Raw genomic sequence first — 15,596 nt, 5'->3', positions numbered from 1 at the left:
TTGATAGTGTATTCGGCTTCGGCGAAGGTCAGTTGGCTCATGATTGAATCTGTGTATGTTGGAAATGGGGTAAATTATGCCAGACTGAAGCAGTTTTTCAGAGGTTCCTTAGCGTAAATTTACTCTAAACGATAAATAGATGAATTCATGTAATGCAGATTTATAAACGAACCATCTTTGCTTTTTCCCTTGCCGGCTTCGTCGGAGTTGTGCTCTATTTTTCTCTTTATGAGCGTGAACCTATTAATGCCTCTGCCGTTGATGCAATAAATGAGAATTCAAAAGTGGTGGAAGGAAAACCTGCTGAAAAAGACTTCCAAAATACTGACTTCAACCAAGCCAGCGTTGAGGATGGTATTGAAAAGGGACCGATAAGGGAATCTGAAGAGCGGAAATTTCAAGACATATTCTCCGGGGCAAAACTCAAGAAGCTTGCGGGCGATGGTCCAATGGCTGTAGGTGTTCGGGACTTTAATATCAATGACTACTTAAATAAACCTGTTGAGCCTAGAGCGGCTTTTAATTTATATAAGGCGCATTATCTATGCAGGACTAAGTTTATTCCAGTTTCATCCGATATATGTAAAAAGCTTGAAGAGTATCACTTGCCATCTGAGTATGAGAGTTTAAAAGCAGCCGCAGATGGTGGATATGTAACAGCTCAACTGGAGTTTCCTAATTATTTGCCTGTAAATCATGAATCTTTCAGCCAGGATGAGGTCGATGAATTTAGAAAATCAAGTATCGAATATTTAAAAGCTGCATGGGCATCGGGCAGTGTGCGAGCTTTAGCTCAACTATCATCTACATATTTTTATGGCCAGGGTGTCGAAGTCAATTTTAACCGGGCCTATTTTTATTCAAAGACAGCACAAATAATTTTTGAAGAATATAGTCAATATATACCCATCATTTATAAGAATCACAACCAGAAAATTGTCCAGCATCTGGAAGCCGTATTGTACCCATATCAGAAGGAGCCAGTTTTAAAGGAGGTATACGCTCAGAAAAACAGCAATTGTTGTATCTTTATATTCTAATAAAAAATAAGGGTTTTTTATGCACAGTAAGAAAAATATTTTTCTTTGGTCGCTTTGTTTTGTTGCCGTGGCTGCGTTTGCAGCAACTTACTACACCAGTATGGATGGTGATGTGGCTAACACGGAGGAAGTAAATTTACATATTAAAACTGAAGTCAATAAGGATGTGACTCGATGGAGGTCAGGTGACAAAGTCGTTGTTACATCGACTACGACCGGCGATAAAGCGGTTTACACGTATCAGTCTATGCGCAATGAGCATTACATGACAAGCTATATTCCTGCAAGTTCTGGAGATGAAGGGGGTTCTGGTAGTGGGGGTAGTGGGGGCGACTCTGGCGGCGGTACAGGTGGCAGCGGTCTGGGTGGTGGTGACGACTTGGGCGGAGGGAATGACGGTGATCCCACTTGCTACAGCCATTTACCATGTACCACTGATGGTATTTTCGGTGGTGCTGGCTGACACCTTGAGTTTTTCTAGGCTCTGCATAGAGAAGGTGCAATAAGCACTAAGGCCGCAGAGTCAAATATCTCAAGTTATGTATAATTTAGATTAAATTTCTGGTGGCTCCTGGTAAGACGCCCGCCAGTTAAATTAATTTTTAAGCCCGCTGCGAGTGGGCTTTTGTACCTTCTGACCTCATTTCAATAAACTTCTAACTCGGATTTCCCTTGCGCCCAGATACAAGAATAATGAAAAGTTTTACCATCGCTGACGTTTAAAACAGCACGATGAGAAATTCCCCCGTGCCCAAATTTTGCCTGTGGGAAATCCGCTTTTCACCCCTCTCCCGTCGCAAACTCATCGCAGGTTTCACTAGCGGTGATTTATGGAACCTCTGATTAAGTCAGCGCAAACTGAGGCTTTGCATTGAGTGTGCCAGTTAGACGCAGTCGCGGGGGAATGCTGGTTGCTTTTCTAGCGGTTGTAAGACAGCCAGCGGACTCGGCGCAAAGCTCCGTAGGCGGAGTGTGGCGTCACTTGGATTGTATTGCTTCGCTGAGACAGTACTGACTTAATCAGAGGGTCCTTAGTTTGAGCTCGCCCGCACTCCTGTGCATAGAGGAGTTTAACTTGAGTTGTTATTAAATAGTTTATATTTTTCATTGGTGAACCTATTCGTTGATAAGCTCGCGAATGGAAACTTTGAAGTTTCGGCGGCAGAATAAAAGACCAGTTACACAAACCAGAAAGCAGCTTATGCCAAGTGTGCTCAACAGCCAGGCATAGTCGGGGTTATAAGTCAGCGACAGCTGGGAGCTGTATATCAAATTTCCTGCCACCCATATCCCCAGGATGGCGCCGATTGCTGCAATCAGGCCGGTGATTAACCACTCATAACCCACCAGTTTGAGACAGTCCCGTTTTTTTAGCCCCATACTGAGTAGCAGGCCGAGCCGCTTTCTGTCGTCGCTCTCAAAGCCGGCAATGGATGCGGCAACCACAATCAAGGAAAAAAGGAGAATAGCTGCACTGAAGCTGACAGCGACTTTTCTCACCAGGGCCATGGTTTTATCGAATTTTTCGGTAATTTCCTGAAGGGATGTCAGGGCCAGAGAAGGGTGTTTCCGTAGTAGTTGGCCGAGCTTTTCCCAGGCTGTCATGGGTAGCTCCATATTGCCCATATAGTGGACTTTTGGCTTGATATGCTGAACTGCCACCGAGGGAATGCGAAACCAAAAGGTGATCTGGCTTCCTCCCGGCTTGAAGTCGTGGCTGGCCACTATGGTAAACTCATACTCTTTGCCCTCCAGGTCAAAACTGATTTTTTCACCGAGCTTTAGTCCCAGATCCGTAAGAACTTCGCCTTCAACCGATACTTGCTGCCAGTGGTTGCCTTCAGGCGACCACCAATTCCCTTGTAGTACTTTATTATTCGTGGGAATCTGCTCAGACCAACTCAATCTGATTGGACGTTGCAGCCGTGTCAGACTGTCACTGGGTGGTAGTGAAAGGTCACGTATTGGCCTGCCGTGAATACGCTTGAGTAGGGCGGGGGTGTAGGCATGAAAGTCACGCATTTCGCTGTCAGTTTGTCGTGACCATGCTGAGATTGCATCCATTTGCCAATCCTGTGCGTCGGAGATCAGGAGATTGCCATTGGACTGGCGCATCTGGCTGTGCATGGCATCGCCGATATCTCTCATCAACATCAGGGAAAACAGCAGGAGAGTCATACAAAGGCCGAACCCAAAAATCTGTGTGAATTTATTGAATACACGCTGTTTCATGATGGCGAAAGCAAAGGAAAGTATTCCAGTGAATCTGTGGCTGGCCTGGGCGGCTAGTGTTATCAGAATCCAGCTGGTTATTAAAATCAGCAGGACAGTAGATACCATCGCTGCGATAACCATGCTGGTAAGCAGCCAGTTATCAGAGTAGCAGGCAATCAAGGTAAACAGCGCCAAGCTACTCCCAAGCAGCTGCCAGCGTACTGAATACTGGGTTTGTTGGCGGATCAAAGTGGTGATGGCGGTGTTTTTCAACTGCCAGAAAAGTGGCAGCTGATTGCAGAAAAGAACGAGAAAAGCCAGTTGCAAGGTTTCCAGCACTCTTTTCCAATGGAAATCGGCCGCTATACCCGCAAACTGGCTTTGCAGCGACATCACGATCAGATGTTGAGCACTGTAGGCAAGGAGCAGTGCAGGGGCGAGGGCCAATATAAAGATCATTCCCCATTCAAAGATGGACATGCGGATACAGCGTTCTAGGGACACGCCAAAGGACAGATATAGCGCAAAACGGTATTGCTGTTGCTCCAGTAAACGCCGACTGACCATATGTAGAGCAATAATGCCCATGAAAAAAAATAAAACCGAGACAAGGCCAAGGAAGTTTTCTATCCTTTGCCACTGCTTCGAAAGTGGGTGTTGGCCACTGTGACGGTCAAGGAGCTGTGCCTCGGGCAGAGTCTCAGAAACCCATTGCGTGACCGCCTCCCTGGAATAAGCACTACTTGCAGCAATCAAATACCGATGTTGTATTTTGCCGGTACCCAGATTCTCGTCAATAAGGGAGTGTGAGGAAACAAGAGCGCGCATCTCTACATTGTGGCCTTCCAGCAAACGGTCAGGCTCATGCCCAAGGATGGCGCCGACCCGTAAAGTCGTTTTTCCGAGGGTGATCCTGTTACCGATCGAGAGGTTGAGATGGGCGGCGACCCGGCTGTCCACCCATATTTCACCCTCGGCGGGAGGGCTGCTGGTTGCTTTTGCTACTCCGCCCATGGTTGTGCTGTAAGTCAATTGGCCCTGGACGGGGTAGTTATTGTCTACCTGCTTCAATTGTACACGCTGCCACTTTACTCCCCGGGTTATATTTACTACCTGCACAGTGGTTTCTGAGACCACTGTGCCATAAGTCCGCAATCTATTCAGTTGCCCAGTGGTGAGAGGGTAGTGCTGAGCAATAACCATGTCGGAACCCAGTAACGACTGCAGATTCTTGGTGAGATATTCCTGAATGGATGCGCTGGTCAGGGAGAGTGTTACCAGGAAAAAAACCAAGCAGCTCTGGATTCCAAGGACAAGCAACTGATCGCGCTGCCCGATGCTTTTACGGAAAATTTTCTTTACCAGGGTGATATCTCTCATTGCCTTAGCTCCAGCTTGCCCTGGCTCAACCGATAGCAATCATCGGCTTCTGCGGCAAGTGTGGGGTTATGGCTGACCAGCACCAGGGCGCTACCTGTCTTGCGGGCACAATCAAACATCAGTTGTGAGACATGTGCGGAGGTATCCTCGTCAAGGTTGCCAGTAGGTTCGTCGGCAAAGACAAAATGCGGCTCGGAGATAAAGGCTCTTGCAATGGCGACTCGCTGCTGTTCGCCGCCACTGAGTTGGTTGGATTTGAAGGACGACCTTGCGCTGAGCCCGATTTTCTCCAGCCAGCACGAAGCTTTCCTATAGGCTTGGTTGTCGCCGTGGAGTAGGAGAGGTAACGCCACATTGGTGAGTGTGTCCAATTCTGGTATTAAATGAAATTGTTGGAAGATAAAACCACTGTTTTTTCGTAGTTTTTCGGCAGGTAGAGTTTGATCGCCCAGCTGGTAGGTAATATGTCCTTTGGTGGGTGGCTCAAGTGCCGCTATCAGGCTCAACAATGTTGATTTTCCAGCCCCGGATGCACCGACGATTGATAGGCTTCTCCCTGTTTCAATAGTGAGAGACAGGTTTTTAAACAGTTGTACCTCACTGGTGGCGCTCCGGTAGGAGTGACTTACTTTTTCAAGGTTAATGGAATGTTTGACATATGACATAAGCATTTTCCCTACATTTTGACCAATAGTAGGAAGTGCTCGGTGAAATAATCGTGAAATCTGTAGCGGGCGTATTTAACGACCCGCTTCTCGCACGCGCCCGCCGGTTTTTTTATCCGGCGGGCGCTCAGCGGGTCAAGGCACAGTTAGGCGCTCACGCCAATAACCGAGATGGCGTAGTCGATGGAATCCGACAGGATTTGGCGATAGGTGGTTTGCTCCGGGGAGTTATCCACTTGCGCTGCGGCCAAAAAGTCCGCCCACCAGGGTGCCAGGGCGGTCATATCGGTTTCCAGTATCACCTGTACTGCAGCGGAAATCTCCGCAGCCGAGGCACCGCCCGGGGGAAGCTTGGCTCGCACCAGATCCAGAAATACGGCATTCTGATCCTGATTCGGGGCCTCGGGCAGTGCGACTTTGTCGGTCAGAGAAGGCACTGCCTGGAACCGGGGGGGGATACGGCTGACATAGGTCACGCGGTGCAGTATTCGCCAGGGCGCTGTACCGGCAGACAGTGCTTCGGCCTGGCGCATGGCAGCGGCATTGGGGTCCTGTGACGTTCGCAGCCAACGCTGATCCACCACTGAGCTGAACAAGTTGGAGGCGTTGTCCTGCCGGTTGGCAAGGAAGAACGTCATAAAGCGATAGCCATCCACCTTGCCGGGCACTGGTTCACTACTCATTTCCCCATTCTCGTCGTACTTGAAGGGGAAACTGTCCGGTGCCGCTTCAACTTCCATTTGCAAAGCGCGACTGCGCGACAGGGATTTGGTGACGCTGAAGCTGACTTTGTCGGACCAGATCGCCTCGCCCTCGATGGTGACACCCCCACCAAAGATGGTGAAGAAAATACTGAAATTGAAACCCTTGCCGATTTCCGTGGAGTTCCCGAGGCTGTAGCTCTCGCTCAATTCGGTACTAAAGCCCTCGGATTCGGCATAGGTGCCAGCGCCGGCGGACCAGACATAGGTGTTCACCATATCGCGTACCGGGGTTTCCAGATCTGGTGAGAAGAGAGGGTTAGCCCGCGCAATAGCACTGATATCAACCCCGTCTCCCAACTGCGCCTGCAAATTGGTCTGCTCAAAATAAGCAGCCAGCGCCTGGCGCTGCCGTTCCACATCCCGCTTGAGGGTATAGGCTTCCCTGGGCTTGTAATAACTGGACTCTGTCATGGGGGCTTTTTGCAGGCCGATGCGCCCATCCAGTGAACCGGCAAGCTGGTAGAGCGGATCAATGGGGAAGCGCAGGATATTGATATCCTCTGGAATATCCGGGTTGGGCTCCGCGGACAGAGACACCAGGGCACCAGTGGCGGGAATACGCAAGCCATACAGGTCCGCCACCCGCGACTTGACCAGGGCCGAGCCGGTATTACCGGGAATAAACCGGCGCTCGCCGCTATCCAGGAAGTACTCGCCATCGGGGTTTTTGCGTTCCCACTGGCCGCCATTGGCCAGCCGCTGGGTAAGAGCCCGGTCGGCACTGGCGGCCAATCCTCCTTCTTCACTCTCACTGGACTCCAGGGTGGCGGAGACGACGCCGCCCAGTTTCAGCTCGAATTTGACGGATTTAACCGCGCTTTGGATCGGTGGTATGCCGATCACTTCGTCCTTTTCCGCCGCCCCAGCGGCGCCGACACTCAGTTTAAAGTCTTTGGTGGAAGAATCCTCCCGACTGGAGCTGTAATTGACTCCCTGGCCCATCTGATCGGAGAGGGACACCGCAGAAATGCCCTTGTAGGTATCCACATCGGCGGGTTCGGTCAATGGCCGGGTCAGATTTTCACTGGGTAAGGGTGGCGCACCCTCCACATACCCCAACACGGTGGGGTCGGTTTGTACCTGGCCGATATAAAAACGTTCCAGGTCGCCCACCTTGTAGCCGGTGTCATCCCTCAGCCCGCTGATGCCCTCGTACACATAACTGCGTTTAAGGACACTCTGCAGGGTGCCGTCGGGCAGAGGCAAGGAGTCGCCATACTCAAACACGGCAATGGCCGTAGCGGCATCGGCCAGTTGCACCACCTGGGGGCTCTGGCGGGTATCTAGGGCGTCGTCGACGATAGCCGCGTCGAATCCCACCGGTGCCGAGGAAGCGGTCCAGGGGATAGTGGCCGGTTTGCCGGCGCTGTCATAGTAGCGGGCGTCGCCGCGGTGGATGGTGCGATCGGCTACCACGTTGCCAGAACCGGTGTCGAAGCGCCAATAGCCGATCAACCCCTTCTCGGCCCCGGTCAGGTAGCGGGCCTGGTTGTTGAGAATCTGCTCGCGGGTGCGCTGGCCGCGCCACAGTCGCAACTCATCCAGCTTGCCCCGCATACCGGCTCCGAAACGGCCGGCACTGTTTTCTACCATACCGCCGATACGCATCTGCCTCGGTGTGGTGCTGACCGGCGGCTGTGACATACCCAGGGCAGGCAGGGGTTGGCCATCGATATAAAAGGCCGCGGTGGCAGCGTCGAACCAGGTCCACAAGGTACTGTCGGTCAGGGTGAGGTCATTCCCACCAATCACATCCTTGGCCAGGCGGCCGGACTGTTCGGTAAACGGCCACCAGGAAACCAGCTTGTCATCAAAGGGGCTGGCGCCGGGTTGGGCGGACAGTTCGTTGACAGCGGCCGTATCCAGGGCCAGGCCCCACAAGCGCACGTCTGAAACCTGACCGTTGAAAGGTCCATCACCCAGGCCACCGGACTGACCGACCCGGGTGAGCGAGTTGGTCTGATTAAATTCCACCGGATCGACGAAGGCATTGGCGGCGACGGTGATATCTACAAAGTCATCGCCACTCCCCATGGTCAGAGTGGTTTTAAATAGGGCGTGATCCGCCACATCGACCGTGGCGTACCAGCCGCGGAAGTGGGTGGGGTCGGTGGCAGTGATAGTGACGGTTTCCCCTTCACTATAAAAGCCGGAACCACTGCCGCCGATCACCGTCACCAGCCGTTGGGTGGCGATATCTTCCGGCGGATCGATTACCGGTTCACCCCCCACGCCATCCACATAGACGCTTCCCTGCAGTGCCGTCACATCGCGGCCGGTGCGCTTGTCGTTAAAAGTTTCCAGTGCCAGGGTAGCCGCCAGATGATGGGGTTCGCCCGGAAGGATACGCCGGTCGTGGGGTCCTAGCAGGGTAATCAGCCCCTGGTCGGAACTGAGCCGATGGTTGCCGACGGCTTGCAGGCGTATCGTGGCATAGGCCTGACCATCTTCCCGCACTCCCAATTCGTACAACTGTTGCGGCAATTCGTTGCCGAAGCGGCTGACAACCACTTGGCGCGATAGACTCTGGTCAGCCAACAGAATACGGGCATCCAGACTAAAGCTGCCACCGACGCGGGACTCGCGGACGCCATCTGTGGCAGCCGATTGCCCCGGCATTAGCGCCAGCGCGCCGCGCCGGTTGAGGACTACAGTCGCATGCCGCCAGCGCCCAGGCGCCAGCGCCGGGGTGGAGGACATGGCGGCATGATCGCCAAACGCGCCCACCAAATCGAAGAACAGGCCGGTGTTGGTGAAAAACGGCCGGTTGGTGAGCTGGGTATCGTAGATGGTGGTGGTCCAGCGGCACAGGTTGGTCAAGGCATAGTTGTTTTCCTTTCTCGATAGCGGCAGCAATACCGCCAGGCCGGGTTCCGCCCCGGTCAGCGGCATCAGATAGCTGCCGCGGATTTCCTCGGCGGTTCGCGGCCGATTCCAGGCGGCAAATTCATTGGGGTCGAACTCGAACAAATCATTGTTCGCAGGATTTGCCACGGTATAGCGGTTTTGCTCGATCGACACTGGCGGTACATCGTCGCGCGACTGCGCCAATTCACCGTTGAGATAGATGGCCACATCGCTGTTGTCCCGCACCAGTGTAACCAGTGTCCATTGACCGGCAGACAGATCTTTGGGGACTTCCATCTCGATATCGGCAGAATTAAGAACCAATCGCCACTTCTGCGGTTGCCCACCGGATTGCGCCGCCAGCACGCGGATCGACAACGCCTCTTTGACCTCGCTGGCATCGGCAGTGCGGGTCCAGAATGCGCAGGTCCCGGGTGCAATCAATGACGGGCGCAGGTAAATCTGCACCGTGTACTGATTGTCGCGCACCAGGCGATCCGTCGGCTCCGCATCGGCGGGTTGGGTGATCGCGAACTGGACCTTTTCGAAAAAGCGTGGCGTTTCTGCCGGTTTCATGCCGAGGGTGTAGGAGATGCCATTCTCAGCGGCGGAGAAGTGCAGCAAACTCTGCAAGGTATCCTGATCCCGATCCGCTGCGCGGCGGGAGGGATCGGGTTGTACCCAACTCTCGATGGTCACCGGTCCGGGTGCTTCATAGACGTCAGGTGCCGGAACCAATTTGGTCAGGTCCACGGACAGGGCGCCAGCACCGTTGAAAGCCTCGGCGTAACGGGGGGGATCCGCCAACCAGCCGCCATCCCGGCCGGCGCTGGCCAGAGCAATACCCACCGGGGTCTTCGCCAGATTAACGCCGGCGGGATAACCGGACTTGGGCCTGGTCAACGCCTGCATAGAAACGACGGCGGAGGATACACTGGCATCCGGTTCCACATTTAAGCCATCCACACCCTGCAGTATTTCGGCGCTCAGGTCGAAACTGTCGGGTAGGGTTCCGTCCCCTCCCTCGCGAAAAGCCGCAACCAATGCCGTGGCATAGCGCAAATTGCTCTGCTGCTCCACTTTTACTGAATCGGCATCCAGGGCGATGCCCTCGGTGCAATCGAGAAACGTCAGCAGGTCCAGAACCGCCTTCTGTTCCGGCGTTGGATCGGTACTCAGAAAGGCAACGAAAGCCGCCGCATCCCGGGGCGCATTTTTCCAACTGGCGGCCAACTGGGTGTCATCGCTGAGTGTGAGGCCGGCGCTAAAATCGGCCAGATACAGGGATTCCCCGGCGGACAAAGTAAACACCGCGGAGGCCACCATAAAGTTTCCGTCCTTGCGACGGGGCGCCATTACAAACAGGTCTTTGGACGCCGCCGGCAAGGCCCAGGCGGGGGTGGAATTTTTCGTCTCCGCATAGGCCGAATCGGCCGCGCCACCGCGCAACAGACTGATCATTGCATCGGCGGACGCGGTGACTGGGCCGAAGCTGACAATGGCAGGCTCGCCCAATGGTGTAGCCACACTCAGACTCAGGGAGAGTTTGTTGTCGCTGGTGGCACCGGTCAGGGTCGCCAGGCTGTAGTCACCGGTTGAAGTGCCCACCACCCGCAATCCAGCCAGTGCCGATGGGTGTCCGAGACCAATAAGGACCTGTTTACGGACACCTTCATAGTCATAAAAAATCGCCCGGCCCTCACCAATGCGGCCATCGCTCGGGTCTGCCACTGCTCTGCCGGCGATAATGAGGTCAAAGTAACCGAGCCGGCGGGGCACACCGCGCCAGATCTCTGTCGCAGTGGTGGAGGAACGCACAAATTGCATCAGGGTTTTGGCGGCAAAACCACTGCCGGTGTTGACACCGCCGAAGGTGGCATCGGTTACGCGGGGATCGTCGCCCGCAGCCAGGTCGATGGAAGTAAAGCTGTTGTAGGCCCCGGTCTGGCGGGAAATAAACACCAGGCCGCCGGTTTCTACCGTAGCGTCTCCATCGGCCGCCGACCAGCCGCCGGAAAAAAAGGCCCGGGTCGCCGTACCGGAAAGCCGGGCGGCGGTCAGCAGGCGCGTTTCCGCCGCCGGGTAGTACAGGTGGATGGGGCCATCTCCGGTAGCCAGGGCGCAGGGCCGTGCATCGGCGACCACCGGCCCGAATGCCGGATAGGTGTCGGTGGGTGTCAGCCAGCCGGCAGATAAACCGCGATTGGGGGTGTCCAGCTGATAGATGGGTTGATTGGGTCGTGCCAGCGGCGCAGTGGTATCGGTCCAGACGGTGCCGGCCATCTTTGCATCGTGACCCTTGCCGGAGGCGTCGACGATGGTGGTACCGGTGCCGCCGTCCATGGGCCAGTAGGCGGCCAGGCCCTCCGCTTCGGTGGGATTTGGCAGCGGCTCGAACAAGCTCGTGCGGATTTCCTCGCCGTCCAGAGCGCGAGACCAGATCCGGGTTTCGGTCATTTGCCCGACGAAGCCGCCATTGGCAGCACCCAGGCGATCGATCTCGCCGACAGGCCCCTCGCCGGGATCCCCTTTTTGTGTCACGGGGACGGCAGCGCCGTTCATGTAAATCTGAATCGTGGTGCCGTCAAAGGTGACCGAGATATTGCTCCAGACACCATAGGTAAGCACATTGCCCACTGTAGTGGCGGACACCTCCGCTTCACCGGAGCCGAAGGTTATTCGTACCTGAAACTGGTTGACGATCGCCAGCGTCGGTCCCCGCTTGGCCGGCTCGACACTGCCGGACTGGGACAGCAACAGGCGTGTTGCCGCAGCCTGGTCGGCAGCTACCGGCCCGCGCTGTGGACACAGCCAGGCTTGCAGGGTGAACTTCGGGGTTGCCGCCACCGGTGAGGTAATGGTTGCCGAAGACGGCAGTGGAAAATCCACACTGAGGGTTTCAGGTCCGGTTTCCCCTACCAGAACCTGGGTTGCTTCGCCGCCGTCAAAGGCCAGGGTGCCCCCCGCACTGTCCACTTCGAAGTCCAACGTCGCCAGGCGGGCATCTGTCTCACCCTTCTCACACGCCGCATTGTCCGGTGGCGACAACACGGCCGGACAAGCCACCAGGACGCGGCTGGCGGTGCGCATCTGCACCGTTTCGCCCTCGGCACTGACCATAGGCTCCAACCGCTGATACAAGGTGGCGCCAATGGCACCGGTGAGTTGCATCGGGCTGGGTTCGTCTTCGGTCTCCAGCTCCAGGGTCAGATTGGAGACGGGCAATACCAACCCTGAGTCGTCCCGCTTGACCGCACCCAGGTCGAACCAGCCGTCGTCCAGGCGCGGAATCGAATAGCTCAGCAAATTGGTACCGTCAGTGCTGCGGGCAAAGAGTCGCCAAATCAGTTTGCCGCTGTCGCCATCGGCGAGCAGCATCACATGAAATCCCTGTGCCAGATCCAGCTTGCTGGCCCCGGGGGCCAGGGACAGGTAACGACGCGGGTCCAGAAAAGGCACACCGTCGGGATTGCGGAAAGCGGATACATCGTCCGCAGATGCCGGTAAATTTGCATTGCCACTGCGCCGAAAGCGGACTTCCCAATCCGGGGTCAGCACAAATCCGCGCCCGTCCCGGGCTTTGGGGTCCGCCGCCTCCACCAGCAGGAAGCGCTCCACCGATAAAGTGTGGCCGTCGGGGCGGAACAGATAGATATGGCGCTCGTCGGAGACCACTTGGGCGGGGCCGTTAAATTCGTCGACCCCCATTACTCGCAATACACTAAAACCGGACACGCTGGTCTGGCGCGCATCCTGATCGGGTAGTTGCAAAAAACCCTGCCAACCCAGCCCGTCATCTGTGATGTCGGGATTCAGGGCAAGAATGTTATACACCAGCTCGCGGGTTTCGACGCCGCTGTTTGGATCAGATTGAAAACGTTCGGCGATCAGAACGCCGCGCCCCTGGTGCCTTACGGCCGTGGGATTAAGATAACGAGTCATTGGAAATTCCTTGTTGCGATCGAATGGCCGGGCTCAGGGCAGTACTTTGATCAGGTGCTGAACATTGATATTGATGGGGCGGGTTTCATCGTCTCCGCCGGATGTCTCTAAAGTCTTGCTGCCATCGATCTTTAATAATTTCGTGCCGGTGCCGTAATTGATGATATTGTTTTTACTGGTTGGGTAGCCTTTCACCGGATATTGAAAGGCATTGTGGGGTTGGGCGGTGGCCGCATCCTGATACTCACCTTCCGACGCTGGCGCTTCACCGCGATTGCGCTGGCCAGCACCGCCGCGTTCCACACCGCGCAGGAATCTGCCGCGCAGATCCGGGAGATTAAAGGTGGTTTCACCGTCACCACCAAAAGTGGTGCCAATAATTTTAAACAGGTCACTGTATTCACTAATCAGCAGTTCCTGCCCATTGCAGGGCTGCCATTGGCTGACTTCCACCGCACTGCCGGTTGCCACAATACTGCCAAGGGGCAGATAGGCTCCGGGTTCATCGGAGCGGCCGGATTTTAGAAAACGGATATACCACCCTACCGCCATGGACAGGGGCCGTGTTTCTTCGTCCCCACTTTCGACATCAAAATTTTTGGTATCTGTCTTGTACGCGGAAGCCGAAGCGGCGCCGGCCTGGTAACCATCGGTCTTGCTGAACGGATAGTTTTTGAGTTTTGCAGTCAGGGGTTTGTTGGGCATGGCCGTGGCCCAATCTTCATAGGAGCCAACGGCATTGCCACCATTGCCCGGGATAGTGAGATCCGGGCGCGGCGTTTCGCGTTCGTCGCGATCGGGATCAAAAAGGCTTGCTTCCTGGCGGTCACCGGCCACACCGCGGACAAAAACACTGGTCAGGTCGGGAATGGCGAAACGCAGTGGTCTGTTTTCTCCCTCCTCTTCGCCTCCATTGGCCTGCCCGATAGCTTCGAATAAGGGATAAAAAGTGCTGCCCTGCGCGCCGATAAAAGTTTGGCCGTTGCAATAACGCCAAAAGTCATCCACGGGATTATCGTCCCGTTTGTCCGGATCATAGGGCAGGGCCAGAGAGCACCCCAGGGGAATCTCGCCAATAGCCGGGTCCACTGCACTGTTGGCTTTTGCCTTGATCACATAGTGGGCAGCGATATTGATAGGACGGGATTCCGCATCGCCGCCGGTAACAGAGATCGCAGTGTCATCATCTTTGTACTTGATCCGGTCGCTGTCGCTACACCCGTCGTGGGTCTTGTAGCCGCCAAAATTGAGGTTGTCTTTGATAAAGAAGGTGCCTTTGACGGGCTGAGCGGTGGCACAGGTCTGCAGGCTGCCGATGGCATCCCCGTCATTACCAGTGCCGTTTGGCCCGGACCCTGTGCGGTCCGCCGCATTGGGATCGCGGCCGGCGCCGAGATCCGGTGAACGCATAAAAACCCCCCGCAGATCGGGCAGAGAAAATTCTTCGTCTCCGGTGGAACCAAACGCGGTTTGAATAGCTGCAAACAAATCCGGCCAGTCACTGCGCGGCAGAGAGGTGCCGTCGCAGACCAGCCAGCCATAATCGGCTAGTACGGTGGGATCATTGCCGAAAAATGCGACGATCGCGCCCACAGGTGCATCGGCTTTCATATCAATCTGAGCCATAAATAACTCCATTTATCCAAGTGACCGCCCCTGGCAGCCAGGTTTTGAAAGAAGATCAGAAAAGGCTGGGCCGGAAAGGCCCGGAAGTTCAGTCGGCGTTCTGGATCAATTCCCGCAAACAGGTGCGGATCCAGGCTTCGCTTTCGGTGTCGTCAAACAGGCCTAAAAAGGCGTAGGCCGTCTCCGCCGCAGCCTCGTAAGCGCTGGGGTCCAAGGCGGCTTCCACTGCGTGGCAACCATCGGAGGCCCTTTCACAGGCGTGCTCCTGATGATCCAGCCTCGCCTGAACGGCGGCACGGTGCAGCGGTTCCAGCGACCGCACATGGCGCTCGCCCTTCAGGTGGGCTTTAACAGCGGCTATTCCGGCGGTGAGGCGAATATCGGACAGCACCCCTTCTTTAGACAATCGATTGAGGCATTCGCTAGCTACCTCAAAAGCAAACTGCCGCACCAGCTGCTCGGGCAACAGGCCCGGCCGTCGGGCCAGCCACAATAGACGGGGAAATTTTGTCGGAGATGCAAACATATCCCCCAGGCGAAAACACAAATCATCGGAAATTTCTTCCTGTGCGGCTGCGTCGGCCGCTATATCTTTGCCGGCAACAAAGGCTTTCACCTCTGCCTCATGGTAAAGCTCAAATGCGCCCAGGCGGCGAAAATCCGCAATGGACAAGGTCTGGTCGGAAAGACTCATGGATACCCCTCCGAGGGTAAATAGTTAGTTAGAGAAACCGATTAAGGATCGCGCAACGCCAAAAATACAGGACAGTTAATACCCTGCAAAAAGAAGAAAAAAGAAAATTTAATAAATCAAAGAAACTTAGATTTTCCGTGGCTATAGTCGGAGATATTTAATTAATATGCCCAGTATTAGTCATCATTCAGCGTGACGGAAATTGAGAAAAAATTCACCTGTTTTCCTGATTTAATAAAAGCCTGTTGCGTTGAGGCGGCGGTATTAATGCCGCATCCCATTCTGCGATAAATCGGAGTAGGTATCCATTACGTCCCATTACAGATTATTACACCCCATTACATTTTTAGTTGAAAAGCATAATTTTTCATTTTAGACGCTATTAACTATTGAAATAACGTGACTATCGCGGACTTTCCTCAAT

At 54.7% G+C, this 15,596-nt stretch carries 7 protein-coding genes; 2 read left to right on the top strand and 5 right to left on the bottom strand.

Annotated elements, in window-relative coordinates:
• Positions 1-152 precede the first annotated feature (152 nt).
• Complete coding sequence (locus ABVT36_RS12915; protein WP_368456937.1) at positions 153-1,040, top strand: hypothetical protein; 888 nt, start codon at positions 153-155, stop codon at positions 1,038-1,040.
• 19 nt (positions 1,041-1,059) lie between these two features.
• Positions 1,060-1,503: a hypothetical protein gene (locus ABVT36_RS12910; protein WP_368456936.1), complete on the top strand. Its 444-nt coding sequence runs from the start codon at positions 1,060-1,062 to the stop codon at positions 1,501-1,503.
• A gap of 653 nt (positions 1,504-2,156) precedes the next feature.
• On the opposite strand, the gene ABVT36_RS12905 is transcribed toward ABVT36_RS12910, so the two are convergent.
• From ABVT36_RS12905 to ABVT36_RS12885, 5 genes are all read right to left on the bottom strand, one after another.
• Positions 2,157-4,634, bottom strand: a complete 2,478-nt coding sequence (locus ABVT36_RS12905) for an ABC transporter permease (protein ID WP_368456935.1) — start codon at positions 4,632-4,634, stop codon at positions 2,157-2,159.
• The gene (locus ABVT36_RS12900) at positions 4,631-5,299 is read right to left on the bottom strand and encodes an ABC transporter ATP-binding protein (protein WP_368456934.1); all 669 of its coding nucleotides are present in this window, start codon (positions 5,297-5,299) and stop codon (positions 4,631-4,633) included. The genes ABVT36_RS12905 and ABVT36_RS12900 overlap by 4 nt, the downstream gene beginning before the upstream one ends.
• A 146-nt stretch (positions 5,300-5,445) precedes the next feature.
• Complete coding sequence (locus ABVT36_RS12895; RefSeq protein ID WP_368456933.1) at positions 5,446-12,852, bottom strand: LamG-like jellyroll fold domain-containing protein; 7,407 nt, start codon at positions 12,850-12,852, stop codon at positions 5,446-5,448.
• Positions 12,853-12,885: 33 nt separating this feature from the next.
• Positions 12,886-14,478 carry a tail fiber protein gene (locus ABVT36_RS12890; RefSeq protein ID WP_368456932.1) on the bottom strand — a complete coding sequence of 531 codons (1,593 nt, stop codon included), beginning with the start codon at positions 14,476-14,478 and terminating at the stop codon, positions 12,886-12,888.
• 88 nt (positions 14,479-14,566) lie between these two features.
• Complete coding sequence (locus ABVT36_RS12885) at positions 14,567-15,172, bottom strand: hypothetical protein (protein WP_368456931.1); 606 nt, start codon at positions 15,170-15,172, stop codon at positions 14,567-14,569.
• Positions 15,173-15,596 lie beyond the last annotated feature (424 nt).

This window comes from Microbulbifer sp. TYP-18 (assembly GCF_040932045.1).
GTDB lineage: Bacteria > Pseudomonadota > Gammaproteobacteria > Pseudomonadales > Cellvibrionaceae > Microbulbifer.
The sequence above is the reverse complement of the archived record's forward strand: the minus strand, read 5'-3'. Positions and strand labels throughout refer to the sequence as shown.

Bases quoted from the DNA above. Each gene is read 5' to 3' on its own strand.
- ABVT36_RS12905 (WP_368456935.1), bottom strand. From the start codon at position 4,634: ATGAGAGATATCACCCTGGTAAAGAAAATTTTCCGTAAAAGCATCGGG.
- ABVT36_RS12915 (WP_368456937.1), top strand. From the start codon at position 153: ATGCAGATTTATAAACGAACCATCTTTGCTTTTTCCCTTGCCGGCTTC.
- ABVT36_RS12900 (WP_368456934.1), bottom strand. From the start codon at position 5,299: ATGTCATATGTCAAACATTCCATTAACCTTGAAAAAGTAAGTCACTCC.
- ABVT36_RS12895 (WP_368456933.1), bottom strand. From the start codon at position 12,852: ATGACTCGTTATCTTAATCCCACGGCCGTAAGGCACCAGGGGCGCGGC.
- ABVT36_RS12890 (WP_368456932.1), bottom strand. From the start codon at position 14,478: ATGGCTCAGATTGATATGAAAGCCGATGCACCTGTGGGCGCGATCGTC.
- ABVT36_RS12885 (WP_368456931.1), bottom strand. From the start codon at position 15,172: ATGAGTCTTTCCGACCAGACCTTGTCCATTGCGGATTTTCGCCGCCTG.
- ABVT36_RS12910 (WP_368456936.1), top strand. From the start codon at position 1,060: ATGCACAGTAAGAAAAATATTTTTCTTTGGTCGCTTTGTTTTGTTGCC.